General features: G+C 63.9%; 16 protein-coding genes and 1 pseudogene. 13 read left to right on the top strand and 4 right to left on the bottom strand.

Annotated elements, in window-relative coordinates; genetic code table 11:
* Positions 1 to 3: 3 nt before the first annotated feature.
* Together AB1281_RS18910 and AB1281_RS18905 are read right to left on the bottom strand one after the other, a co-directional pair.
* Positions 4 to 942, bottom strand: a complete 939-nt coding sequence (locus AB1281_RS18910) for an ROK family protein (RefSeq protein ID WP_430346681.1) — start codon at positions 940 to 942, stop codon at positions 4 to 6.
* On the bottom strand, positions 935 to 2089 hold the full coding sequence (locus AB1281_RS18905) for an SIS domain-containing protein (protein WP_430346680.1): 1155 nt from the start codon (positions 2087 to 2089) through the stop codon (positions 935 to 937). Before AB1281_RS18905 ends, AB1281_RS18910 begins: the two co-directional genes overlap by 8 nt.
* Before the next feature lie 322 nt (positions 2090 to 2411).
* Between AB1281_RS18905 and AB1281_RS18900 the strand changes: the two genes are divergently transcribed.
* From AB1281_RS18900 to AB1281_RS18845, 12 genes and pseudogenes are all read left to right on the top strand, one after another.
* Positions 2412 to 5771 (top strand): TIM-barrel domain-containing protein, encoded by a 3360-nt coding sequence (locus AB1281_RS18900; protein WP_430346679.1) that lies wholly within the window; start codon positions 2412 to 2414, stop codon positions 5769 to 5771.
* 132 nt (positions 5772 to 5903) lie between these two features.
* A complete protein-coding gene (locus AB1281_RS18895) occupies positions 5904 to 8879 on the top strand; it encodes a TonB-dependent receptor (protein ID WP_430346678.1) in 2976 nt (991 codons plus the stop codon).
* Positions 8880 to 8944: 65 nt separating this feature from the next.
* Entirely contained in the window at positions 8945 to 10300 is a 1356-nt protein-coding gene (locus tag AB1281_RS18890; RefSeq protein WP_430346677.1) for a Gfo/Idh/MocA family protein, read from the top strand.
* Positions 10301 to 10632: 332 nt separating this feature from the next.
* Positions 10633 to 15072: pseudogene (locus AB1281_RS18885) on the top strand (RHS repeat-associated core domain-containing protein).
* The gene (locus tag AB1281_RS18880) at positions 15069 to 15524 is read left to right on the top strand and encodes a hypothetical protein (RefSeq protein WP_049420889.1); all 456 of its coding nucleotides are present in this window, start codon (positions 15069 to 15071) and stop codon (positions 15522 to 15524) included. Before AB1281_RS18885 ends, AB1281_RS18880 begins: the two are co-directional and overlap by 4 nt.
* A 372-nt stretch (positions 15525 to 15896) precedes the next feature.
* Positions 15897 to 16304 carry a hypothetical protein gene (locus AB1281_RS18875; protein WP_430346676.1) on the top strand — a complete coding sequence of 136 codons (408 nt, stop codon included), beginning with the start codon at positions 15897 to 15899 and terminating at the stop codon, positions 16302 to 16304.
* Between the two features lie 84 nt (positions 16305 to 16388).
* Positions 16389 to 17018 (top strand): hypothetical protein, encoded by a 630-nt coding sequence (locus tag AB1281_RS18870; RefSeq protein WP_232289661.1) that lies wholly within the window; start codon positions 16389 to 16391, stop codon positions 17016 to 17018.
* A gap of 13 nt (positions 17019 to 17031) precedes the next feature.
* Positions 17032 to 17208: a hypothetical protein gene (locus AB1281_RS18865; RefSeq protein ID WP_430346675.1), complete on the top strand. Its 177-nt coding sequence runs from the start codon at positions 17032 to 17034 to the stop codon at positions 17206 to 17208.
* 207 nt (positions 17209 to 17415) lie between these two features.
* Positions 17416 to 17682: a hypothetical protein gene (locus tag AB1281_RS18860; protein ID WP_430346674.1), complete on the top strand. Its 267-nt coding sequence runs from the start codon at positions 17416 to 17418 to the stop codon at positions 17680 to 17682.
* A 24-nt stretch (positions 17683 to 17706) separates the two neighbouring features.
* Positions 17707 to 18204: a hypothetical protein gene (locus tag AB1281_RS18855; protein WP_430346673.1), complete on the top strand. Its 498-nt coding sequence runs from the start codon at positions 17707 to 17709 to the stop codon at positions 18202 to 18204.
* Positions 18201 to 18650, top strand: coding sequence for an adhesin (locus AB1281_RS18850; RefSeq protein WP_430346672.1), 450 nt, complete (start codon positions 18201 to 18203; stop codon positions 18648 to 18650). The genes AB1281_RS18855 and AB1281_RS18850 overlap by 4 nt, the downstream gene beginning before the upstream one ends.
* A 170-nt stretch (positions 18651 to 18820) precedes the next feature.
* Complete coding sequence (locus AB1281_RS18845) at positions 18821 to 19279, top strand: hypothetical protein (protein ID WP_087923905.1); 459 nt, start codon at positions 18821 to 18823, stop codon at positions 19277 to 19279.
* Positions 19280 to 19356: 77 nt separating this feature from the next.
* Here the strand turns inward: AB1281_RS18845 and AB1281_RS18840 are convergent, their stop codons facing one another.
* Together AB1281_RS18840 and AB1281_RS18835 are read right to left on the bottom strand one after the other, a co-directional pair.
* Complete coding sequence (locus tag AB1281_RS18840; RefSeq protein ID WP_430346671.1) at positions 19357 to 21234, bottom strand: aspartyl protease family protein; 1878 nt, start codon at positions 21232 to 21234, stop codon at positions 19357 to 19359.
* A gap of 82 nt (positions 21235 to 21316) precedes the next feature.
* On the bottom strand, positions 21317 to 22447 hold the full coding sequence (locus AB1281_RS18835) for a helix-turn-helix domain-containing protein (RefSeq protein ID WP_430346670.1): 1131 nt from the start codon (positions 22445 to 22447) through the stop codon (positions 21317 to 21319).
* A 241-nt stretch (positions 22448 to 22688) separates the two neighbouring features.
* Here AB1281_RS18835 and AB1281_RS18830 point away from each other — a divergent pair, with 241 nt between their 5' ends.
* Positions 22689 to 24536 carry an endonuclease NucS domain-containing protein gene (locus AB1281_RS18830; RefSeq protein WP_430346669.1) on the top strand — a complete coding sequence of 616 codons (1848 nt, stop codon included), beginning with the start codon at positions 22689 to 22691 and terminating at the stop codon, positions 24534 to 24536.
* Positions 24537 to 24575: the final 39 nt, after the last annotated feature.

Below are 24575 nucleotides of genomic sequence, written 5' to 3'. Positions count from 1 at the left end.
ACATCAGGAAAACGAGGGTTGGCAGGCGAGCAGGGCAGCACCACGTGCGCCGCCGGCATCGCCGAAGCGTGGCGGCACGATCGGTGGCACCTGCACGCCCTTGAACAGATGGGCGGCGATGGCGGCGGGCAGGTGCTCGTACAGCGGTGCGTACTGCGAAAGACCGCCGCCGAGCACGATCACGTGCGGGTCCAGCGCCAGCACCAGCGCGGCCAGGCTGTGGCCGAGCAGGTCGCGATGGATGTCCAGCGCGTTGCGCGCGCGCGCATCACCGGCTTCAGCCAGGGCGATCACCGCGCTGGCGTCGGCGGCGCTGCCACCGAGGTGACGCTCGATCATCGCCACGCCACTGCCGGACACATAACGCTCCACGCAGCCCTGCAGGCCGCAGGCGCAGTCGATCAGCGGCAGGCCGTGGCGTTGCAGCAGGTGGCCGGGCACGCTCCAGTGGCCCCATTCGCCGGCCAGGCCGTTGAAGCCGGACAGCAGGCGGCCGTGCAGGCAGAAACCACCACCCGCACCCGTGCCGAGGATGGCGCCGAACATGCTGGGGTAGCCATCGGCGGCGCCGCCGTGCGCTTCGGAAAGGGCAAAGCACTGCAGGTCGTTGCCGAAATGCAGTGGGCGCTGCAGGCGCGCCTGCAGGTCGGCCGCCACGCTGTGGCCGGTCAACGCCGGCACATTCGCGCTCAGCTGGCGGCCACTGCGGCGGTCGCGCACACCGGGCAGGGCGATGCCGATGGCCGCATCACTGCGGCCAAGTGCAGCGTCTGCCTCGGCCACCAGCGCTACCACCGCCTGCAGGAAACCGTCGTAGTCGCCCTGCGGCGTGGCCACCCGGCGGCGCCAGGTGACCTGCATCGTCGCATCGCACGCCACCAGCTCAATCTTGGTGCCGCCGATGTCGATGCCGTAGCAGGCGTGGGCGATCAGCTCAGCCATGGTGGATGGTGACGCCCTTGACGACGCGGTTGACGGTGCCGTCCGGGAACGGGTTGTCCGGGGTCAGGCCGAGCGCGGCCGAGCGCTGCAGCGCGAACAGCTGCGCAAAGCCCAGCCACACCGGTGCCAGCCACGGATCGTCCAGTGCCGGCACGATGAGTGTGTATTCGTCGTCGGCACCGATGTCCGAATGCGGGCCGATCGCCAGGACCTGGCCGGCCACGCCGTCGCGGCGCAGTTCTTCCAGCAGGTCCTGTTCGTAGCGGCGCGCCAGCGGCTGCACGCTGCGCAGCACCACCACCAGGGTGTTGCCGTCCAGCGTCGATTTCGGGCCATGGCGGAAGCCCAGCGGGGTGTTGGCCAGCGCCAGCACGCGGCCGGCGGTCAGCTCCAGCACCTTCAGCGCGCACTCGCGTGCCAGCGCTTCCAGCGGGCCGCTGCCGAGGTAGATCACGCGATTGAACGGGCGTTGCGCCAGCGCCGCCACCGGTGCATCCCACTGTGCCTGGCCTTCGCGGGCCAGCGCGGCGATCTGCTTCAGGCGCGCCACGCGCGCATCCCACGGCGAACGATCGAACACGGTCAGCGCGGCCAGCAGCATGCAGGTCAGGCTGCTGGTCATGGCGAAGGCGCGGTCGCAGCTGGCCGACGGCATCAGCAGGGTGCAGGTATCGGCACGGCCGGCGCCACGACGGGCCAGTTCGCCATCGGCATTGCAGGTGATGTCGAGGAAGCGCGCGTCATCCACGTCGCTGCGCACGCGGTCCACTGCCGCCACGCTCTCCGGGCTGGAGCCGCTGCGGCCGAACGAGACCAGCAGGGTCGGGCGGTCGCGCTGCAGGTACAGCGCCGGGTGGGTCAGCAGGCTGGTGGTGTGCACCACGCGCACATCGGCTGGCCACTGCGCGTTGATCGCATCGGCCACCATCTCGGCGATGAAGCCGGAGCTGCCGGCGCCGGTGAACAGCACGCGCTGGTTGGGATCGTTGAGGCTGTCGCCAAGGAAGGCCTGCAGGCGGTCGCGGGCACGCGACAGGTCCTGTGCGAGGGCGTCCCACAGCGCGGGCTGCTGGGCGATTTCGGTAGCGGTATCGGCTCCGCCAAGGCGCTGCCAGGCGGACACATCGGAAAGCAGGGTGACGTCCATTCGGAGGTTCCAGTTGGGCCAGCGCACCATCAGTGTTTTCTTTCGAAATGTCAAACATCGAAAGTAAAAGGAAAGAAAATGGGTGAGTGACTTTCCGCGTCGTGAGGTGCCCGGGAAAACGAAAGGACCGACGAAATGCCGTATCGCACAACGCTTAACAGGCACCTGCAAGCGCTTACACAAAGTATTGCGGCGCAACAACTTTCGTTTCAATGGAATATATCTTCCTTTTTCCTTTCAATTTGTTGACATCTTTCGAATCGCTGCCCTAGAGTCGGCCCAACCGCTTTCGAAACGCCCGGTGAACGGGTTGGGAGTCCGCGTGGAAAACTGCGTTCGTCGCTCGCCGCTGATGCTGGCCCTGTTGCCGGCATTGATGCTGGCGTCCATGCCGGCCCGGGCCGAGCCGGTCGGCAATCTGCGTTCGGTGGCCGCCAGCGACAGCCGCGACGGCGTGCAGGGTTGGGACCTGCAGACCGACAAGGGCGCGCGCATCCGCATCGAGCTGCCGGCCACCGACATCATCCGCGTGCAGGCCGGCCGCAACGGCAAGTTGACCGGTTCCGGCGACAAGGCCGCACCGATCGTGCTGCCGCAGCCCAAGGCGAACGTGCAGGCGCAGCTGGAAGAAGACGCGCAGGAGATCCGCGTGCGCACCGATGCACTGGTGCTGCATGTACAACGGCAGCCGCTGCGCCTGCGCCTGGAGCGGCTGGACAACGGCCAGCCCACCGCCCTCTGGCAGGAGCTGCAACCACTGGACCTGGATGCCACGCAGAGCGTGCAGGTGCTGTCCTCGCAGGCCGACGAAGGCTATTACGGCGGTGGCCAGCAGAACGGCCGCTACCAGTTCAAGGGCCGCGAGCTGGAAGTGTCCTACTCCGGCGGCTGGGAAGAGGGCGACCGCCCCAGCCCGGCACCGATGCTGCTGAGCAGCCGCGGCTGGGGCATGTTGCGCAATACCTGGAGCGATGGAAGCTACGATCTGCGCGAGGCCGACCAGGCCACGCTGCTGCATCGCGAAGACCGCTTCGATGCCTATTACTTCGTAGGCGCCGATCTGCCGAAGCTGATCGAACGCTACACCCAGCTGACCGGTCGCCCCAACATGGTGGCGCGCTGGGCGCTGTCCTACGGCGATGCCGATTGCTACAACGACGGCGACAACCGCAAGAAGCCCGGCACCGTGCCTGAAGGCTGGAGCGACGGCCCGACCGGCACCACGCCGGATGTGATCGACAGCGTGGCCAAGCAGTACCGCGCCAACGACATGCCCGGTGGCTGGATCCTGCCCAACGATGGTTACGGCTGCGGCTACAAGCAGTTGCCGGAAACGGTGAAGGGCCTGGCCGGTTACGGCTTCCGCACCGGCCTGTGGACCGAGAACGGGGTCGACAAGATCGCCTGGGAAGTGGGCAAGGCCGGCAGCCGCGTGCAGAAGCTGGACGTGGCCTGGACCGGCAAGGGCTACCAGTTCGCGATGGATGCCAACCGCCAGGCGTTCAACGGCATCCTCGACAATTCCGATTCGCGCCCGTTCCTGTGGACGGTGATGGGCTGGGCCGGCATCCAGCGTTACGCGGTGGCCTGGACCGGCGATCAGAGCAGCAGCTGGGACTACATCCGCTGGCATGTACCGACCCTGGTCGGTTCGGGGCTGTCCGGCATGGCCTACGCCAGCGGCGACGTCGATGCGATCTTCGGCGGCAGCGCCGAGACCTTTACCCGCGACCTGCAGTGGAAGGCATTCACCCCGGTGCTGATGGGCATGAGCGGCTGGTCGTCGAATGCGCGCAAGCACCCTTGGTGGTACGACGAGCCCTACCGCAGCATCAACCGCGATTACCTGAAGTTGAAGATGCGCCTGACCCCGTACATGTACGGGCTGGTGCACGAGGCCGCGCAGACCGGTGCACCGCCGGTGCGTGGCCTGATGTGGGACAACCCGCGCGACCCGCACGCGCAGGATGAAACCTACAAGTACCAGTTCCTGCTCGGCCGCGACCTGCTGGTGGCGCCGGTGTACCGCAGCCAGGCGGCCAGCCGTGGCTGGCGCCGCGACATCCACCTGCCGGCCGGCGGCTGGATCGACTACTGGGACGGCCGCCGCGTGCAGGCCGCCGCCGATGGCCGCCAGCTCGACCGCCAGGTGGACTTGGCCACGCTGCCGGTGTTCGTGCGTGCCGGTGCGATCCTGCCGATGTACCCGTCGATGCTGTTCGACGGCGAGAAGCCTCTCGATGAAGTGACGTTCGACCTGTACCCGCAGGGCGATTCGCAGTACACGCTGTATGAAGACGACGGCAACACCCGCCGCTACCAGCAGGGCGAATCGAGCACGCAGCAGATCCGCGTGCAGGCGCCGGCGCAGGGCAGTGGTCCGGTGCAGGTGCAGATCGACGCCGTGCAAGGCCAGTACAACGGCCAGCTGGCGCAGCGCCGCTATGGCCTGCGCGTGCTCAGCCGCCAGGCGCCGCGCGCGGTGCAGGCCGGTGGTCGCGCGCTGCCGGCGCTGGCCGATGCCGCCGCCTTCAACAGCGCCAACGAAGGCTGGTACTTCGACGCGCAGAAGCGCCGCGGCACGCTGCATGTGCGCACGGCCACACAGGACATCCGCCAGCCGCTGCAGCTGCAGCTGGACTTCGCAGTCGCTGCCGCAGCCGCCGACGATGCCTATCCGGCCGCGCCTGTGCTGGGCCGCGAACTGCCGGCCGACAGCCTGCTGGTGGTCAACCGCCCGGCCGAAGAGCCCGGCCATGCGCTGGAAAATGCCTTCGATGATGATCCGGGCACCTGGTTCCGCAGCGTGCGCAACCAGGCCGTGCGCACCGGCGCGCATGAGTGGGTGATCGGCTTCGGCGAGCGGAAGATGATCGATGGCATCGACATCGCGCCGCGCAACGACAAGAACTGGAAGCACGGCCAGGTCCGCGACTACGAGGTGTATCTGGGCGACAGCAATGGCGAGTGGGGCGAGCCGATCGCCCGCGGCCGCCTGCAGCTGAAGGAAGGCGTGCAGCGCATCGACTTCCCGGCCCACGCCGGTCGCCTGCTGCGCTTCCGCGTGCTGAGCGTGCAGAACCCCGAAGGCGACGGCGCCAGCAGCACCGACCCGATGGTGACCGCCGCACAGGGCAGCGCCCGCGCGTTCGATGCATTGCAGCCGCGCGATGTCGGCCCGATCGCACTGTCCACCTTCCACATTCTTGAACACCAGGAACCGGAGCGACCGGCCCGGCAGCGCTATCTCTCCGAGCTGCCGGTGCCGGCCGCGCTGGCCAGCCAGGTGCGCACCGACCAGTCCTTCCGTGGCGACGCCGGCATGCGCATGAACGGGCTGCAGTTCCGCCGTGGCCTGGGCGTCGGCGCCAACAGCCGCATCGACCTGCGCCTGCAGGGCGGCTGGCACCTGCTGCGCGCCGACCTCGGCATCGACGACGCCTGCCGCAACGCCGGTGGCCTGCAGTTCCAGGTCTGGGGTGACAACCGCCTGCTGTACGACAGCGGCCTGGTGAAGGCGCCCGGCGTGGTCAAGCCGGAGCTGGACATCCGAGGCCTTTCCACCCTGAGCCTGCGCACGCTGGGTGCGCAGGGCAGCCAACCCGCCCAGGTCTGCGCCAACTGGGCCAACGCCGTACTGATCGGCCAGGAGGGCGACTCCGCCAGCATCGTCGCCCCATGACTCCCTCGTAACACCGCTCCTCCCCCGCCCATTCCGACTACGGCCCTCAGGGCCGTGGCCCGGGAGCGTTTTGCCCGCCGAACGCCCACGCGCTCACTTTTTGCGCCGCACCCCTGCCAGGAGAGAACCCCGATGTTGCCCGCCCGCCACCACCGCCCCCCCTGTCGCTCGATCGCTCCGCTGACGCTGGCCATTGCCGGCGCGCTGTTCTCGCTTGCTGCTCCTGCCTTTGCCCAGGAGAGCAAGGACAAGGCCACCGACCTGGCCCGCATCGAGGTCACCGGTTCCAACATCCGCCGCACCGACGTTGAAACCGCGTCGCCGGTGCAGGTGATCAGCAAGCAGGACATCCAGAACATGGGTGCGCGCACGCTGCTGCAGGTGCTGGACAACCTGCCGGCCGCACGCCCGGCGCAGCAGGACGCGCGTTCGCTGTTCACCGGCTCCGACGGTGCCTCGCAGGCCAACCTGCGTGGCCTCGGTGCACAGGGCACGTTGGTGCTGCTGAACGGTCGTCGCCTGTCGTACTACGGTGCGCCGGCCGGCTTCCAGACCCAGTTCGTCAACATCGATGCGATCCCGGCCGCGGCCATCGAGCGCATGGAAGTGCTGACCGACGGCGCCTCGGCGGTGTACGGCACCGATGCGGTGGCCGGTGTGATCAACGTGATCACCAAGCGCAACTTCCAGGGTGCCGAGGTCAGCTTCACCAACGACACCTCGTCGCGCATCGATTCCTACGGCGAGCGCCAGGCCAGCATCACCGCCGGTTTCGGTGACCTGACCGAGAACCGCTTCAACATCTACGGCGCGGTCAACATGTACCGCCGCGACGCGATCCCGCTCAGCGACTTCTACGACAAGCGGCCCGACCAGTACTACGTCAACAAGCCGAACTACCTCAACGACCTGCGCCTGGGCGTGGGCAGCAAGCCGGGCGAGTTCAACCCGGGCAGCTACTTCGCCTTCGATCCAGTCACCGGCCGCCGCGTGCAGGAAGCTGCGCCGGGCTGCAAGAACGTGCTGACCAGTGAAGCGGCGGGTCCGCGTTGCGTCTGGGAAACCTGGATGAACAACGAGATCGATGCCGGCGCCAAGTCCGAGCGCAACACCGCCTACCTCAACGGCACCTTCCTGGTGGGCGACAGCACCGAGATCTTCGCCGAGGCGACCTACACCGACATCGATCTGCGCGCCAACGGCGGCACGCCGCGCACCTACGGCACCACCACCGGCAACCCGACCAGCTGGTTCTCGCGCAACACCGGCAACACCGTCAACCAGTTCCTGTACCCGTTCCTGGGCCCGAACAACGAGTACAACCACGCCAGCCCGCAGATGAAGGCGATGATGGGCGGCGTGGTCGGCCTGAATTACCTGCTGCAGGATGCCGGCCCGAACTACTTCGGCCAGCGCAACACCGACAAGAGCTATCGCGTGCTGGCCGGCGCGCGTGGCGACGTGGGTGACTGGAACTGGGAGACCGCGTTCGCCAGCGCCGGTACGCACTCCACCACGTACCAGACGATCAACGTCAACATCAAGGGCTTCGAGAAGGCCTTCGGCCCGTACTCGATCGATCCGACCACGGGCCGCGTGATCATCTCCGACCACCCGGCGTACAAGTTCGGCGAGATCAGCGAAGCCAACGCTGCGCTGATCCGCGAAGCGTTCCCGACCTTCGACATCCAGTCGTGGACGCGCCTGCACACCCTGGACGGCAAGATCGAAGGCCCGCTGTTCCAGCTGCCGGCCGGCGAGATGCGGGCCGCGTTCGGCTTCAACGCCAGCCGCGAAACCTTCTACACCCCGGGCAACGCCGATGCAGCCAATGGCCTGATTTCCCAGCAGGGCGGCTCGTGGTTCGACGGCAAGCGCAATACCTACGCGCTGTTCGCCGAGACCGTGGCACCGATCACCGACAAGCTGGAACTGGATGCCGCGGTGCGCGTGGACAAGTACCCGAACTTCAGCGCCAACATTGCGCCGAAAATCGGCTTCAAGTACCAGGCGTTCGACCAGCTGATGCTGCGCGGTACCTACTCCACCGGCTTCCGCGCACCGAGCCTGGCCGAGTCCGGTAATGGCGGCGTGTTCGCTCAGCTCGGCGGCTTCCGCGACGAGCTGCGCTGCAACGAGACCAACGCCATCGCCAACCTGCTGCTGAAGTCGCAGCGGCCGGGCGATGTCGATCTCGGCAAGACCCTGCTGAACGTCGACTGCAACCGCACCGTGGCGCGCATGACCCAGCCGAACAAGGACCTGAAGCCGGAGAAGGCGAAGATCGCCACCCTCGGCTTCGTCTACGAGCCGGCGAGCTGGCTGTCGGTGTCGGCCGACTACTGGTTCATCTACCGCAACAATGAAATCGTCGCGCCGGACTATCGCCGCATGGAAGACATCATCTCGATGTCGCGCTCGCCGATCACCGACAGCGACCGTGCCAACCTGGCCCAGCTGGCGGCGATGTGTGCCGACCCGGCCAGCGGCGTGAACTGCCCGGCGAATCTGCCGGGGTACTCCGCCGGCAACGTGGCCAGCGTGGTGGGCCAGTACAAGAACCGCGGCAAGACCCTGATCGACGGCTTCGACATCGATGCGCGCAGCCGCTTCTCGCTGGGCGACTGGGGCAACCTGAACATCGGCCTGGCCGCCACCATCGCCAACCGCAACCGCTTCTACATGGACGCCGAGAATGGGTGGTACTACGGCGACGTGGTCGGCTACTACAACAACCCGCGCCTGCGTGCCACGCTCAATGCCGACTGGACCTACAAGCAGGTGACCACCAGCATGTTCGTCAACTACGTGGGCGGCACCAAGTGGGCCACCGACCAGGTCGATGAAGTGAGCAACAACAAGGAAACCTGCACCGGCGGCTACCTGGCCCTGCAGAAGAGCAAGTGCGACGGCGCGCCGTCGTGGTGGACCGCCAACATGAGCGTCACCTGGCGCCCGGATGATGCGTGGAACCTGAGCTTCACCGTCAAGAACCTGTTCAACCGCCTGCCGTTCTACGATCCGAACAGCTTCCTGGGTGACTCCAGTGACTACGCAACCATCTTCGGCCGTGGTTACAGTGTGACCATCGGCTACCGGTTCAAGTAATTCCGTTTGCGTGACCTGGCGTGCCGGCTGCGGCCGGCACGCTGCCAAGAGGAGAGATGTTTGCCATGAAGCGTAGGGAATTCATCGCGGCCACTGCCGCTGTCGCCGCCAGCAGCCTGCTGCCGCAGACCCCGGCCTGGGCACGCGGGCGCAAGGTGCGCCTGGCCATGATCGGTACCGGCATGCGCGGCCTGGTGCTGCTGAAGGAACTGGTGCGTCGCGACGACGTCGATGTGGTTGCCGTCTGCGATATCGAGCCGATCATGCTTGGCCGCGCCGTGGACATGGTGGCCAAGGCGGGTAAGCCGGCGCCGAAGACCTACGGCCAGGACCGCGACACCCATGCGTGGAAGCGACTGCTGGAACAGAAGGGCATCGATGGCGTGATCATCGCCACGCCGTGGGAATACCACGCACCGATGGCGATTGCCGCGATGCAGGCTGGCGTGGCCGTGGGCTGCGAAGTGGTGGCTGGCATCACCCTGCAGGACCACTGGGACGTGCTGAAGACCCAGCTGAGCACCGGCACCCCGTACATGCTGCTGGAGAACGTCTGCTACCGCCGCGACGTAATGGCGGCATTGCAGATGGTGCGCCAGGGCCTGTTCGGCGAACTGGTGCACCTGCAGGCCGGCTACCAGCACGACCTGCGCGGCGTGAAGTTCAATTCCGGCGACCCGAACCAGCCGTACGACAGCGGCGTGGAATTCGGCCCCAAGGGCTGGAGCGAAGCACGCTGGCGCACCGAGCATTCGGTGGAGCGCAACGGCGAGCTGTATCCCAGCCACGGCATCGGCCCCTGCGCGATGTACACCGGCATCAACCGTGGCAACCGCTTCACCCACATCAACGCCTTCGCGACCAAGGCGCGCGGCCTGCACGAATACACCGTGGCCAAGAGTGGCGGCACCACCCACCCCAGCACCAAGGTGAAGTTCAAGCTGGGCGACATCGTCACCACCACGCTGGCCTGCGAGAACGGCGAAACCATCCTGCTGCAGCACGACACCTCGCTGCCGCGCCCGTATTCGATGGGCTTCCGCGTGCAGGGCACCAAGGGCCTGTGGATGGACGTGAACCACTCGATCCACATCGAAGGCCGCAGCCCGCCGCACCAGTGGGAAGAGTTCAAGAAGTACCAGGACGAGTACGAGCACCCGCTGTGGAAGCAGAATGCCGACACCGCCGCCAGCGCTGGCCACGGCGGCATGGACTGGTTCGTCATCCATGCATTTGTGGAAGCGCTGAAGGCCAAGGCGCCGATGCCGATCGACATCTACGACGCGGTGACCTGGAGTGCGATCACCCCGCTGAGCGAGCAGTCGATCGCCAACAGTTTCCAGACGCTGGAGTTCCCGGACTTCACCGCCGGTGCGTGGAAGCAGCGCAAGCCGATCTTCGCGTTCGACGGCAAGTACTGACCTGCTCTGTGTAGAGTCGAGCCATGCTCGACTGCTTTGAATGCAACGCCGGGCCATGCCCGGCGTTGCTGTTTGTGTGGGCATTGGCCCCTGTAGAGCCGAGCCCATGCTCGGCTGCCCATCTGATCGGACCCCCTGTATCAGAAAACTCTGAAATCCGACCCATTCCACGGTTTCTGACTTGAATGTGTAAACCACATCGGAGATAACGTCCCCCGTGCGGTCAGGCCGCATTCCGGACCAGGGACGATCCGAAGCATGACGTGGTGAGGCAACCGCCCCACGTTCTCGTTCCTGCCGGTGCTGTGTTCGTCCAGGAAGGAGAAAAGGTCATCTACGATTACCGGGTGAGACCCGAGAAGATCGTTACTACTGACTGGGTCTACACCCACTCAGGGCAGGAGTACTCATCCGAAGATCAGATTCGTAGCGTGATCCTCGCTACCCGCGTCAGCGACCCGCAGTGCCCGGCGACTTCACTCACGGAGGATCCTTGGGTGGAGCTCCTTGGACTTGGCAGGGGCGACGACGGTAGCGTCACCAACGAGGAGAAAAATTTCCATTACACCTTGAACTTCTATCACCAGAGCACTCAAGAATGCTCGTCGATAGTGGGGTGGGAGCATGTGCGCCGGGCCAGAACGGCGCTTTGTCCGAATCGACCGTCCCTGACGTGGAATGAGGGCCTGCAGATGTGCTCCCTGGTCCAGCAGGACGAGCCGCACATGTCGCCCATGCTCTCCTACACAAGCGTGCCGCTGCCGCCGCAGCAGTGCCCTGTGGGTAACCCGTGTGATCCGACCACTGGCGATAAATCCCAGCCTGAGCCGGATTTCAACCTTGGATGGGTGAGCTTCCAACGCCACTATCACTCCCTGACAAGCACGGCGGGCGGCGCGTTGGGTACGGGCTGAACCCATTCCCACAATCTGCGGCTTACCGCAGGCGTGGATGATTCCACTTTCCCTCCAAGCTCCGAACTGAAGGTCGGGCTGGTCGGAGCCGATGGCGGGCAGACGGCATTCCAGAAGGTGGGAGCAGGCTACGAAGCCATGGACGGAAGCGGCGATCGTGCTGTCCAGCAGGGCGCCAACTGGCAGTTGTCACGGGCCGGAGAGCGGATTCAGTTCAACGCGGCGGGCCTGATGCAGCGCCGCGATTTCGAAGACGGAACGTCGCTGACCTATGCACACGACGGCCGCGGCCGCCTGCTCAGCATCACACATTCGACCGGTCGGCACGTGGACGTCCAGTACCTGGTGTCGGGCGACGATTCACTGATTTCTGCGCTGGTGGTCGCCGGCCTGCCTGTGGTGAGCTACGCCTATTCCGCGACCGGCGAGCTGATCAGAGCGACTTATGCAGATGGCGCCAGCCGCGCCTATCACTATGAGGACACCCGCTTCCCGGGTTACCTGACCGGCGTGACCGCCGAAGACAACCAGCGCTACAGCTGGTACGGCTACGACCCCAAGGGGCGGGTCACCTGCAGCCGCCATTCAGGCGACTGCAGTCAGGCCGACGTGGGCATTGATGGCGTGCGCCTGGAGTACACCCCGGCAGGCACCACCATCGTCACCGACGCGCTGGGCAAGCAGAGTACGTACGCATTGACCGCCAGCGGTACCAGCGGCCTTCCGCGCAAGGTCAATGGCATCACTGAAAGCAACGGCAGCATCACTCGCGCCTATCTGCCCGAGGGCACCGATTTCCGGCGTCGGCTGCAGTCGGCGACCGACCGCCGTGGTGTCGTCACCAACTACGCCTATGCGGAGGCCAGCGATGCCGCCGCGGGCGCCGTCAGCGTGACCACCACGACGGAAGCGGCGGGTACCCCGGATCAGCGCGTCAGCGAAACGCGCGTGGCCATGGACAGCAATCGGCTGGTGCAGCAGACCGTCGGTAACCGTGAGATCCGCATCGCGCGCAATGCACGCCTCCAGCCGACCACCATCACCGTGTGCGACATGGTGACCGGTGACACCCGCGTCACCACGCAGACCTACTGTGAGGCCGAAGGGCCGGAGTGCCCGCTGGTGGGATCGCTGCGCAGTGTGGATGGCCCGCGAAGCGATGTGGCGGATGTCTCCACCTATGCCTACTACACAGCGGACGACGCGGGATGCGCGGCCAATGGTGCCTGCAGTTATCGCAAGGGCGACCTGCGCAGTGTGACCAATGCGCTGGGCCAGACGGTCGAGACTTTGGCCTACGACGCGTTCGGGCGGCCGTTGTCGGCGAAGGATGCCAACGGCGTGGTCACCGATTACACCTACCATGCGCGCGGCTGGCCGACCTCGATCACCGTGCGCGGTGCCACCACTGCCGAGGATCGGGTCACCCAGATCAGCTACTGGCCGACTGGCCAGGTGCAACAGATCACCGAGCCTGACGGCAGCAGCGTCACCTATGTCTACGACGCTGCCCAGCGGTTGACGGACATCGCGGACAGTGCGGGCAACACCATTCACTATGCGCTGGACAACGCCGGCAACCGCCTCAAGGAGGACACGCTGGATGCTGCTGGCACCCTTCGTCGCACCTTGGCACGGACCTTCAATACGCTTGGTCAGCTGACCGCATTGAAGGACGCAGGCAATCACGCCACCGGCTTTGCCTACGATGCCAATGGCAACCCGCAGACGGTGACCGACGCCCTGCAGCGCGTGACCAGCCAGCAGTACGACCCCCTGAATCGTCTGGCGCAGACCCTGCAGGACGTGGGTGGCGTGGCGGCGGAGATCCGCAGCCAGTACAACGCGCTGGATCAGGTCACCCAGGTCACCGACCCGAAGGGCCTGCATACCACCTACGCCTACAACAGTTTCGGTGACCTGACTGGACAGGTCAGCCCGGACACTGGCGCCAGCAGCTTCACCGTGGATGCCGCCGGCAACCGCAAGACGGCCACCGATGCGCGTGGCGTCACCGCCACCTATCACTACGATGCACTCAACCGCCTGATCGGCATCGCCTACCCGGACCCCAATCTGGACGTGGGCTACAGCTACGACGTGGCGCCTGCCGCGTGTACCGCCGACGAGCGCTTTGCCAAGGGGCGCCTGGGGCAGGTGCTGCACGCCAATGGCAGCACCCAGTACTGCCATGACCGCTTCGGCCAGGTCACCCGTAAAGTGCAGACGATCAATGGTGTCGCCAGCACGCTGCGCTACGCCTACAGCAAGTCGAGCCGTCTGACTGCGTTGACCTACCCCGATGGCAGCGTGGCCGACTACGTGCGCGATACCCAAGGGCGCATCAGCCAGATCGGTCTGACCCGGCCCGGCCAGGCCCGCCAGATCGTGGTGAACAACGTGACCTATGCGGCCTTCGGCCCGGCCACTGGCTGGACCTATGGCAATGGTCGCCAGCTGCAGCATTCGCTGGACCTGGACTATCGCCCGCAAGCGGTGCACGACCCGGCCGCGGGCGGCCTGTCGCTGGGCTACGGCTATGACCCGGTCGGTTCGATCACCGAACTGAAGAACGGCGCGGGCTCGGCGGTGCTCGCCAAGTACGCCTACGACGCGCTGGGCCGCCTGACCCAGACCCAGGACGGTGCGACCGGCACGCCGATTGAAACCTATGCCTACGACGCCACCGGCAATCGCACCGCGCTGACCACCTCGGCGGGCACTGCCAGCTACACCTATCCCGCAACCAGCCACCGGCTGACCGCCGTGGACGGCGAAGCGCGCAACCATGACGCGGTGGGCAACACCACCAGCATCGGCGGCAAGACGTTCATCTACAACGATGCCAACCGCATGAACGCGGTGAAGCAGGGGGCTGCCGTGCTGGAAAGCTACGGTTACAACCATCGCGGCGAGCGCGTGCTGCGTACCCCGGCTAGTGGCGCAGCGCAGATCACCCTGTACGATGAGGCCGGGCAGTGGCTGGGCAACTACTCGGCCACGGGCCAAGTGCAGCAGCAGGCCATCTGGCTGGACAACTACCCGGTGGCGCTGATCAATGTGCCGGCTACCGGCGTGCCGGAACTTGCCTACGTGCAGCCGGATCATCTGGGCACACCGCGCGTGGTGATCGATCCGGTACGGAATGTCGCGATCTGGGAGTGGAGCAACAAGAGCGAGGTATTCGGCAACCAGATTCCGAGTGCTGACCCGGATGGCGATGGTGTGGTGTTCGAGCTGGCGCTGCGCTTCCCGGGCCAGCAGGCGACGGATGCGAGTGGGTTGTTCTACAACTACCAGCGCGAGTATGACCCGGCGGTGGGGCGGTATTCGCAGAGCGATCCGATTGGGTTGACGGGGGGGATCTCGACCTATGGGTACGCTAGCGCTTCCCCGGCAAGGCGGGTCGACCCACACGGGCTCACCGACCTAAACTATATTCCACCCCACGACAATCCTGATTCTTATCTGGGCAATAAAATGATTCCGTCGCCCCCGAATATGCTTACCATTAGCATTCACCACAACGGAAATAACTTCATAGGGCCGGATGGTAGAAGCATGTCTGTTGAATCGCTGGCGCAGTCAATTCGACGCGATGCAGATCTTTCAAAGTATCTGTATATCAGGATCTATTCCTGTCGAACAGGTAAGTCGGTAAATGGTGGGCCGATCCCAGCCCAGCAGCTATCTAAGGCGTTGAATATGACGATTCAGGCGCCTACCGAGTACACCTGGGCGAAGAACGATCCTTTGTATCCGGATCAAGGAAACTATGGAAAAACACCTGAAGGGAAAAAAGATAAAAGCAATCCTGGAGAGTGGGTGAATTTCATGAAAGAGGGTGGGGTCAAATGAGCATGTTCAAGAAGACTGGTCTTCTCCTGTATCTGGTGGGTGCAGGGTACGTGAATGCGCAGGTGCCCCCTCAGCCGGAAAGGCCAGTGGTTGAGCTTGACGGCTCGATCGCGACGGATAGTGGCGCTGAGCTTGATGATAAGCAGCTACTTGCGTTGACTGGCCGCGCAGATGCGGGCGACGCTGAGGCAGCGTTTCGAATCTCACGCCACTTTGAGGGCAGAGGCACGGCTGGCAGCTCCCACATGTGGCTTGTCTATGCCGCAGCGCTGGGGCACCCGATTGCACAGTACAACGTGTTCTTCATGTTGAAGGACAAGAAGGACTGCGCGTCATCAAGTGAGGCATACGCATGGCTCAAGAGTGCCGCGTTGAAGGGGGTGAGAGGCGCGGACTCTGAACTTGAGCAAGCGGCCCGCATAGCAGCTCAACGATGCGGTAGTAAACGATAGGGAGAGAGAGGTCACTTGCCGATTGAGGGCTAACAAAGTCCAGCTACGCACTAAGTCCCCAGGCTCACATGGTGCGCATAGGGTCTGCAAGTCATGCGCAGCGGCGTGCACGCAGGCTCACGCGCTATGATGAATTCGAACCAAGCTCCTACAGGAGACAAATCAATCAAACTTCGCTGCGCCCACTTCTTGGGGGGGCTTCTGGCCTTGCCGCAACGACAAATGCGCTGAGCAGCCTTAGCCTAACTCACTCAAGCAGCATCTTAAATCCGCAAGGCCCCGCGTCAATTCTAACGCGAAAAATCATATCCGATGGCTGATATATATCCGGTTGGGATTGCTGCGCAGGGGAGAGTCGTCTGGTTTGCGTGGGTGTCTGATGACTATGATTATGTTCTATCAAAAAACGGGAGGCCTGTGTCAGCCGGCAGTAGAGAGAGGCTCGATTACGAAGTCGCTGCTTGCGAGGGCGCTGTGGACTGGGAAGGTGAATCGTTACTTGACTTCGAATCATTGATAAATTCGGTCGATTCGGGAGTTGAAGTTAGCCCAGATGCTGTTATTGATGCTTGGAACTTCATGACTGATCTTTTCAGGGTGGTAGCAAATGCTCCACGGAAGATGTTTCACGCCGACATGATCGATACGTACGACACATTCTTCTCGCAATGCGAGATCGCTCGAGCCGTTGGGCTGGCGGCGGTCTCCATCTCTAGACGTGACCTCAATCGCGCGAAGATCGTTTTGCAGAACGGGTTGCAGATGGTGCTCAGCATTTAGCCAGCCCCTTCTAGGGCTTTCATGTCTATGGCTGGCGAGTCGACCCGCAGTGACCCCGATGTAGAAGATTGGGAGTGGAACAATATGAGTGAAGCGTCCGGTGTTCGGGCATCAGCCAGTAGTCCCGATGGGATGGGCCTACCCACCAGCGGCCATCTGATCGGTTTGTGGTGCGGCAAGCGCAGGGGGATCCGGGGTGCCCAAGCAAGAAACGGCGTCACCATGCCGAAGGCTGGCATCTTGCGTGCAGCGGTGCTGCTCTTGCCAATGCTGGGGGGCTGCAGCATTCACCAGTTTCAACATACGGAATGGAAGTCGGACTGGGTAGATGTTTCGTCCGGTGCGATTTTCCCTGGCAATTCAACGACCCTGCCGCTTGACCGCATTTCCACGCTTGATCCTGATAGTGAAGCAGCCATTGCGGAGTGGATGTTGAAGCATTCGCTGGCCGTGGTATCTGCATCAGAGGTTGAAGGGAAGATCGGTCCAATGCCGTTGAGTGACCTGAAGCCAGCGCCCGGGGAGAGCGTCTATCTCGTCAGGGCCGCTTCGGATGAAAGTTGGGGCAAGTTCATCGGCTACGTCAACGACAAGGGACTTCTCATCATGTATGGGGTGATGGGGGGCTGCGGTGAGCAGAAGCAACGGGTGGTTGCCGTGAGCCTTCGAGAGAAGCCCGCCAGCGTTTTCGGCCGATGCTCGGCGGCGCTATAGTCGAGTGCCATGGTTGGAACGCCACTCCATGGGCGGTGAGCGGGTGGAGCTTGAAGATGGAAGTCTTTTCGATGACTACTCTGATATTCAAAGAGTCGCATTGGGGCAGCAGGAACCACTGGCCTATCATCTTTCCGCCCTGGCCTGCCTTCTCTACGAGATAGGGGCTGGGTTGAGTGAAGAAGTGTGATTGCAGATATGCGCGTGCAGGTGCCGGAGCATCCCATGCGCCGCGTGATCGCTGTTAGCTTGAAGGAGAAGCCCAACAGTGTCTTCGCAGGATGTTCCGCAGCGCGCTGACAGCTCTGTTCGTTGTCGCCGCTCCAGAGTAATCAATGCAAAGGCTGGAATGGGACGGGCAATCCAAATGGCTTGGTTGAATGGATGGTGATTTACCATGGAGCTTGAAGCGAAAAGGGTAGTTTTCTTTTCTCAACAGGATGAACGGCTCTTCTTTGAGTGGATTGGTCGAATCGGCTGCATCGGGAATGTGGTCGGCAGAGGGGATGTCATCTATCTACCCCTGGATCCAGATGCGGTTCTGGAGGAGGAGGTCTGGGAACTGGCCGCACTGTTCAGGAGGTATCGGATTCCACTGGCCCAGCTGCAAATGCTGGAGGCAGGCAGGTACTCTCGAGCGCTGCGCGATGCGTTGCGCGAGTAGGGTGCCAAGCGGGAGGCAAGGTGCATGAGCTCCCGCACTCCTCCACAAAAGTACGCGATCGACCTGCACGCCTCGGAGAGGTACAAGATGAAAGCCAGGCAGATTCTTCGGTACGGGCTGGCCTACGCGGTGTCGTGTGGAGCGCTCTGGCTGTTCCTGCACTTTGTGGGCAGGGCGCTTTACGCCTTCGACTCACATCAGGTTTTCTTCTGGCTGTATGCCGTCAGCCTTCTGTTGCTGGGAATTGGCGCACGGGTTCCCGCCGCTGATCGCCTGACGATCAGGCGGCTTGCCAAGGGGGCTGGCTTGGGGTTGCTCGCTGGCCTTCTGGCCCAGGTCGTGGTGCTTGCACTGGAAGCCTATAGATTCAGCGGGTTCAGGTCATCGCTGCTCTGGCAGGTACCGGTTTCGCTGATGGTGATGAGCGTCGTGCTGCTCACGCCGATCTGGGGCGTAGTGCTGGTTGCCCTCACCGCCGCATGCCGCCGCGACAACAACCCACATCAGGCCTCGAACCCATGAAGCGACTGACTGCCTTTTGCCTCGTGGTTGCACTGACATCCTGTGCGGCGCATCCGAACCGCACCACGAAGTGTCCGCCGGCCCATTTCACCTATGTCGGCACCGAGAGAGTCGACGGGTTGACCTACGGGCGCTTCCAGATCACCCACAACGCTGATCAGCCACTTCAGCTGTGGGTGGATGAAAGACGCAGGTTGAACTCAAGGACTGCTCGCGCGGAGATGAGGCGTACAGGCGAGGATGCCTGGCGGCCTTACAACGTGATCCTTGAGGAAATCACACCGGGAGCGATCAGGCTGTCGATCGGGCAGGGTGAACAGCAGAGCGTTTTGTTCGATGGTGATGGCGTGTTCCTGCCCGGCCAATCCAGCGCGGACACGGAGTACTCCATCGTGGTACGGGATACAGCCGGTTGCGAACATCGCTCCGCGTCATTCATTCCCTGACGTCGCCGCCGCTGTGCGAGATTCTCGGTCACCCCCGCTCAGCGACACCCACCGCATGCGCAGCGGGTGCCCCACAGCGGTCTGCGCGATCTCAATCGGCACGCCATCCCGCAGCCACCCGGTCCGCCAGCGCCAGCTCGGTATCTGAGGTCAAACTACAATAAATGCCAATGTCCGGCGAACTGATCTTCATAAGGTGCATGAAGGGCGCAGCTGCAGTTGGAGCGTTGGCGATCTGCTGCGCGCTGATTGCGTCCATGATGAGTATGGGCTGTCCAGTCGTTGGCTACTCTCCATCAGTTATGTTTGCTCTTTTTGTGGCATTGCTGGTGCTGTTTGTGTATTCCAAGTTCGAACTGGCGAGAAGGGGAATTCTGTCGGTTGAGGTTAGGCGAGTGCGATTCGCATTCGCCATGGCTTTCCTGGCCGAGATGTTCATGATTGGGTTGCTGGTCGCCCGCAACCTCGAATGCGATAGCTTCGTTCGCGCGATTCCCATTCCTGGGGCACTACTTGTTTTCTATACAGCTGCCGCCTTCTCATTTGTATTCAGTGACTTCTATCTTGGTGCCGCGCGAAAAATCATCAGACTTGGCGCTCGGCCGAGGAACTTCTTAAGAGACAAATAGTTGGCACTGCCTTTGTGGTGCGTGAGCATCCGCCACGTGAGTGGCGGGTGCTCTGCAGGGATAGCGCCAGTACTGACTCAATCGGCACGCCATCCCGCAGCCACCCGATCCCCCAGCACCAGCTCGGTATCCACCTGCCCGCCATCGCGCAGATAACGGATGCCCACGCGCGTCCCAACCGGGCGCTCACGCAGCAGCGCACGCCAGTCCGCCAGTCTCCGCGTGGCAATCGGCTCGCCTGAAATCATGACGATGCGATCATCCCTTCGCAGCCCCGCGCGCGCACCAGCGCTGGTCGGCGCCACATCGGCCACACGCAGTGCACCGTCCTCGGCCTGCAGCCACAATCCGCTGCGGTCGAAGGCATCGGCCCGCGTGCTTTCAGCGTTGGGCACCAGATAAAGGCGCTTGGCGTCGTAGTCGATGCCCATGGAGAAGCGCCGCAGCACGCCGCCACCGAGAATCGCGCCATAGTCGGCCAGGGCCAGCGCACCCTTGTCGGTGCTGGACAGGTCACCGACCAGGCCGGTGACCTCGATGCTGCCCATGCGCAGCACACCGAGCCGGGCCGGTCGCGCGCGGCCCGGGCCACCGAGGCCCCATCCAAGCACCGCCTCCTCACTGGCGTGGTATTTCTCCAACAGACCATGGGTACGCACGAACGGGCTGCTCAGGCTCAGGGAATTGCGAGAACCGGTGTCCAGCCACAACCGCAGCGGGATACCGTCAAGCTCGCCATTCAGTACCGGTGCGCGGTCGTCCTGTTCGAACGGCAGCACCACAGCGTTGGCGGGCGGCTGGTAGTGGCCCGGTCGGGTGAAGCTGAGCACGCGCGCGCCATAGTCGAAGGTGGTGACGAAGCGCAGGAAGGTCTCGTAGCCGATGAAGCCATCGTGAGGCACGCCCATCGAGTTGATCTGCTGGCCGAGGTCGATGATGTGGAACACCGGGTTTGCAAGGTGCGCGCCACCGATGCGCAGGTGGCGGGCCTGCGCCAGGCCCAGGTCGCTGGCGTTGTCGCCGGCACCATGCACGCTCAGGCGGCCCGCTGTGGTCAGCCCCAGGCGTTTGGCGGCGGTCGGTGTCAGCAGGTTGATGGCGCCGGTGTCCACCAGGAAGCGCGCCGGCTGGCCGTCCACCTCGGCCTCGATGTAGACATGGTTGTTGATCAGGTCGAACGGGACGCGGGTGGTGCCGCTGGCATCCTCGATGTAGCTGTCGTCGGCCATCGCTGGTGGTGCATACAGTACATCCGGCACGGGGAAATCCACCCGGTAGCGCTGCACCTGCACGTCGCTGCGCAGTCGCGGATCAGCACGGCCCTGGGCATCGAGCGTATCGGTGATGAGGCGATGGGGCAGCAGCAGGCCATCGACCGCCCGGTAGTCTTCCAGCGTGGTGGCGGTGGGTGTGCGCGCGGAGGCGATGACCACCCGGCCGAGCAGGCCACTGCGGGTGTCGAACCAGAGTTCGATCGGGTCCGCGCCCTCCGGCGTCGTCGACAGCACGTCATAGCGCTGCCCGTCGTGGGCCTCGATGCGTGGGCCCGCAAAGCGCGAAGCCGGATAGGCGCTGGACCAGTAGGCGCGGGTGGCCAGCCACGCCTGCGTGCTCGCGGTGCGGCGTGGCACGGTGCCGTCCAGCAGGCCGACCTCGCCGCCATAGTCACGCCGCCAGGACAGCTGGCCGTCGAACCCCTGGGCGACGGCGAAGGCTCCCAGCTGCGCCTGTTCGGTATAGCGCCCGGCGCGCAGGTCCTGGTTGAGCTGCCAGCGCCCGTGCAAGCCACCGAGCGACTGCTCGCCCTCAGCCTGCAGGCGCTGCACCGACAGCCACGGCTCGCCGCCACTGGCTGCACGGGCTCGGGCCAGAACGCTCGCCGCATCCCCCACCGCAGCCTGCACGGGAACTGCCAGCATCCACAGCAGGCCGAACATCATCCGTTGCCATCGCATCGCATCACCTTCTTCGTCGGGTCGAGCGTTGATGGCAACGCAGCGGCGGGCGCCGTTCGACCGGGCGTGAAGGATTGGACGTTCAGCCGGAGGTGGCGCGGCTGCGGCGGTACTCGCTCGGTGTCTGCCCGGTGGCGCGCTTGAACGCGCTGTTGAAGGTGGACTTGCTGCCGAAGCCGGCGGCCAGGCCGATGTCCAGCACGCTGCGTGGGTCGGCGGGGTCGGAGAGGAAGGACTTCGCGGCTTTGATGCGGAAGCCGGTCACGAACTCGGAGAAGCTCTGGCCCAGGCCCTGGTTGAGCGCCTGCGAGACCTGGTTGGGTGACCAGCCGCTGTGCTGGCTCAAGCCCTGGAGATCGAGTCCCGGGGCCTCATGCAGGCGCTCGTCCTGCATCAATGCGGTCAGCGCGCTGGCGATGGCCGCGCACTGCGCTGCGTCGATGCCCGAGCGCTCGTAGCGTGCGACGGCGACGTCCTCGATGGGCGCGGGGATGAGATTCCCCACGCCCGGTGCGGCGGCACTCGCAGGCGCGCGCAGCTGCTGCCGCACCACGCGGCAGGCCAGCAGGTACATGCCGGCGGTGGTCAGCAGGCTGAGCCCGATGCTGGCCAGCAGCGGAGCGGCGTCCGGCGGCCACCGGTTCATCGCGCTGGCAAGCCAGCAGCCTGTCATCACGATCGCCAGTCCGCGCAGCCCGCTGCGTTGGATGGCGGTTCCGCGCGAGGCCGAAGACGTACGCAGCGACAGCCACAGCGTGGCGAGCAAGTAGGGCGCGCCCTGCAGCAGCCAGCCATGGAAGCTGAGCTGGAACAGCGCCTTGCCCAGCGGCGAGACGTCGAAAGGGGCAACAGCATTCGACAGGGAAACGACGAACGCGAGCATGGCCAGCAGCAGATGCGCGAGCGACAGCGACGATGCGTGGTCCGGCGCAGGGGACAGCAGCGCACGCGCATGGCCATACAGCAGCGGACCGAGCAGATAGACCAGCGGCACTTCGATGACCCGCAGCCAGCGCACCGCGTCGGGCGAAAGCCAGGCCTGGCCACCCAACAGCACCAGTCCGAACAGATTGGCGGTGGCGAAACAGGCGAAGAAGATGGTGAGCAGGCGGCTGCCACGCCGGGCGTGGCCGAAGCTCACTCCGGTGGACAAGGCGGCCAGGCCCAGAATCGCAGCGCCTGCCGCCAGCTGCAGCAGATCCGGTGGCGTCATGCGTGCAGTGTTGATGAAGCGCGCGGCAACGTCCAGCGCGGGTTGGCGGCATGCAGGGAATCAAGGACGGGAGTTGGCCCGCTCTGCCTGTAGATGATGAGGATAGTGAACCCTGACTACAGCGTTCTTATTGTTCGGAACGCGACGGGGTAGATTCCAGTGCTCATCACGTGTTTGGAGCCTGACAAGAGGGTGTTGCCAGGTTTAAAGTCAGGGCCTGCATTGCGGAAAGGATGCCTTCTTGGCCAGGACAAAGATCACCGAAGGCGATATTCGCGACCATATCGCCGCCAATCTCGACCTGGTCGAGCAGGGCTTGACCTTGGTCGATACCGAATTCCATTTGCCAAACCGACAGGGCGCTTCGGGCTTTCTCGACATCTTCGGGCGCGATGCGGTGGGTAAACTGGTGATCATCGAGATTAAACGGACCGACGCGGCGGCACGAGAGGCGATCCAGGAGCTGTATAAGTACGAGTCGCTTCTGCGTGAAAAATTCCTGATCAAGGCCACCGATGTTCGCTTGATTCTCTTGTCGGTGGAGTGGCACGAGCTAGCGATTCCGTATGCCGAATTTGCGGCCGCAGCACCGTTTGAAGTGACCGCCGGAGCCATCGTCCTTGATGGGAGGGGCGTTCCGGTTGCGATCAATCCCATCGTTCCGCCGACGCTTTCGGTTGAGCGCAAGATTGGAGTGCGACATTTTCTTTGGGGATTCCCGGATGAGGCGGCGGCCGCCAACGCGGTCGGTTTGATTGCGCAGCGGGTGCGGCGCTTCGGTCTCGATGACTTCGTGCTCATCCAGAGCCGTGCGACCAAGCCGATCCTGAGGGGACGCCATTTTCTCTATTTCGCACAGCGCGAATTACGCCTCGAGGAATACATGAAACTCATCGAGGTCAATTTCTCGGGCTGCCAACTCGATGAATTTCGTGAGACCATCTCCGAGCTCGAAGACCAGGTTGCAGAGGCGTCGGATGCGCTTTGGCATTTCGATGGAGGTGCGCCCTGCCGGGACCTCGGCGCCGATACAGCCGAGATTGCCCACCCCGAGAAGGGCAATGTCTGGTTTGAGAGCGGCGCGCAGGAAGACATCATCGTTCATCGCTTCGGTCGCTTCGACGACCCATGGCTTGAGGACCAGACGATCATCGATGAAATCCGGGGTGAAGGCGGCGAATCCGACTGTCGCCTGCGCTTCTCGGTGCGCACGAATTCTCCACCGCAGATGATGGCGTTGCGCAAGAGAGTCGAGAATGTATTCTTCTACAATGATGCCTGGCTCGGCATCGTCATGCAGCTGATCAGATATGCCGAGCGCAAGGGTGGGTCTGCGCGGATCGATCTCATCGTCTATAGCCCGGATGACATTCTGCGCGCTATCGCCGCATCTGCATGTGGTTTCCCCGGTTATGTCCCGGCCTTCAGTCTCGAGGTTGAATGCAATGGCACGGTCGAGCGCTTCTTTGGCTACCCCGAATGGGATGGCTCGCCGCCGGACTTCGACAGGATTTTCGTCGAGCATTTCTCGGGCGACAGCTCCGGTTACTTCCTTGCTTGCCACTTCGGCGCAAACCGGTCGTTGAACGGCGACATCATGGCCGATCTAGGCTTGAGCTACGGGGTCTTCCGCGAGGGCGCGCCCAGTCCCGAACGAGTTCGCGTCCAAGGAGCATCGATTGTTCCAGTCAAGGGCGCGATCCGTCCGATGAATCAGATGGCCTTGGAGCACCACGAGGAGGTAGGAAAGCTCGTCGAGATCTTCATGACCACCGATCAGGGTTTCGCCAAGACGATACGAACCTTCCTCAATAGCGAACACAGTATGGCCGAACGGCAGCTGGCGGAGATGATCGAGAACGAAGTCTCACCTGCGGTCGATATGTATTGGAGCGGCGATATCACCGTTTGCGATCTCTGCCATCAGCCGTTCTCGCCGATGCGCTACATGATCGATGCCATCCTTCAGGGCGGCGTCGGGGCAAATGTCTGTGCGTTGTGCTTTCTGCAAGTCGGACGAGGAATGGGTACCGGTCGCGGCCAGGTGTATGAGGCCAGCCGTAAAGGCTGGCGCCACGTCGCCGGGTGACCCCAGCGGCCTCTGGCTCCTGGAGAGAAGCGCTGCCGC

This window comes from Stenotrophomonas sp. NRRL B-14846 (genome assembly GCF_050473585.1).
Lineage (GTDB): Bacteria > Pseudomonadota > Gammaproteobacteria > Xanthomonadales > Xanthomonadaceae > Stenotrophomonas.
The sequence above is the reverse complement of the archived record's forward strand: the minus strand, read 5'-3'. Positions and strand labels throughout refer to the sequence as shown.

Excerpts from the sequence above, each read along its gene's own strand:
- AB1281_RS18890 (WP_430346677.1), top strand. The coding sequence starts at position 8,945 with ATGAAGCGTAGGGAATTCATCGCGGCCACTGCCGCTGTCGCCGCCAGC.
- AB1281_RS18835 (WP_430346670.1), bottom strand. The coding sequence starts at position 22,447 with ATGACGCCACCGGATCTGCTGCAGCTGGCGGCAGGCGCTGCGATTCTG.
- AB1281_RS18895 (WP_430346678.1), top strand. The coding sequence starts at position 5,904 with ATGTTGCCCGCCCGCCACCACCGCCCCCCCTGTCGCTCGATCGCTCCG.
- AB1281_RS18855 (WP_430346673.1), top strand. The coding sequence starts at position 17,707 with ATGAGCTCCCGCACTCCTCCACAAAAGTACGCGATCGACCTGCACGCC.
- AB1281_RS18845 (WP_087923905.1), top strand. The coding sequence starts at position 18,821 with ATGTCCGGCGAACTGATCTTCATAAGGTGCATGAAGGGCGCAGCTGCA.
- AB1281_RS18905 (WP_430346680.1), bottom strand. The coding sequence starts at position 2,089 with ATGGACGTCACCCTGCTTTCCGATGTGTCCGCCTGGCAGCGCCTTGGC.
- AB1281_RS18860 (WP_430346674.1), top strand. The coding sequence starts at position 17,416 with ATGGAGCTTGAAGCGAAAAGGGTAGTTTTCTTTTCTCAACAGGATGAA.
- AB1281_RS18850 (WP_430346672.1), top strand. The coding sequence starts at position 18,201 with ATGAAGCGACTGACTGCCTTTTGCCTCGTGGTTGCACTGACATCCTGT.
- AB1281_RS18840 (WP_430346671.1), bottom strand. The coding sequence starts at position 21,234 with ATGCGATGGCAACGGATGATGTTCGGCCTGCTGTGGATGCTGGCAGTT.
- AB1281_RS18870 (WP_232289661.1), top strand. The coding sequence starts at position 16,389 with ATGAGTGAAGCGTCCGGTGTTCGGGCATCAGCCAGTAGTCCCGATGGG.
- AB1281_RS18880 (WP_049420889.1), top strand. The coding sequence starts at position 15,069 with ATGAGCATGTTCAAGAAGACTGGTCTTCTCCTGTATCTGGTGGGTGCA.
- AB1281_RS18910 (WP_430346681.1), bottom strand. The coding sequence starts at position 942 with ATGGCTGAGCTGATCGCCCACGCCTGCTACGGCATCGACATCGGCGGC.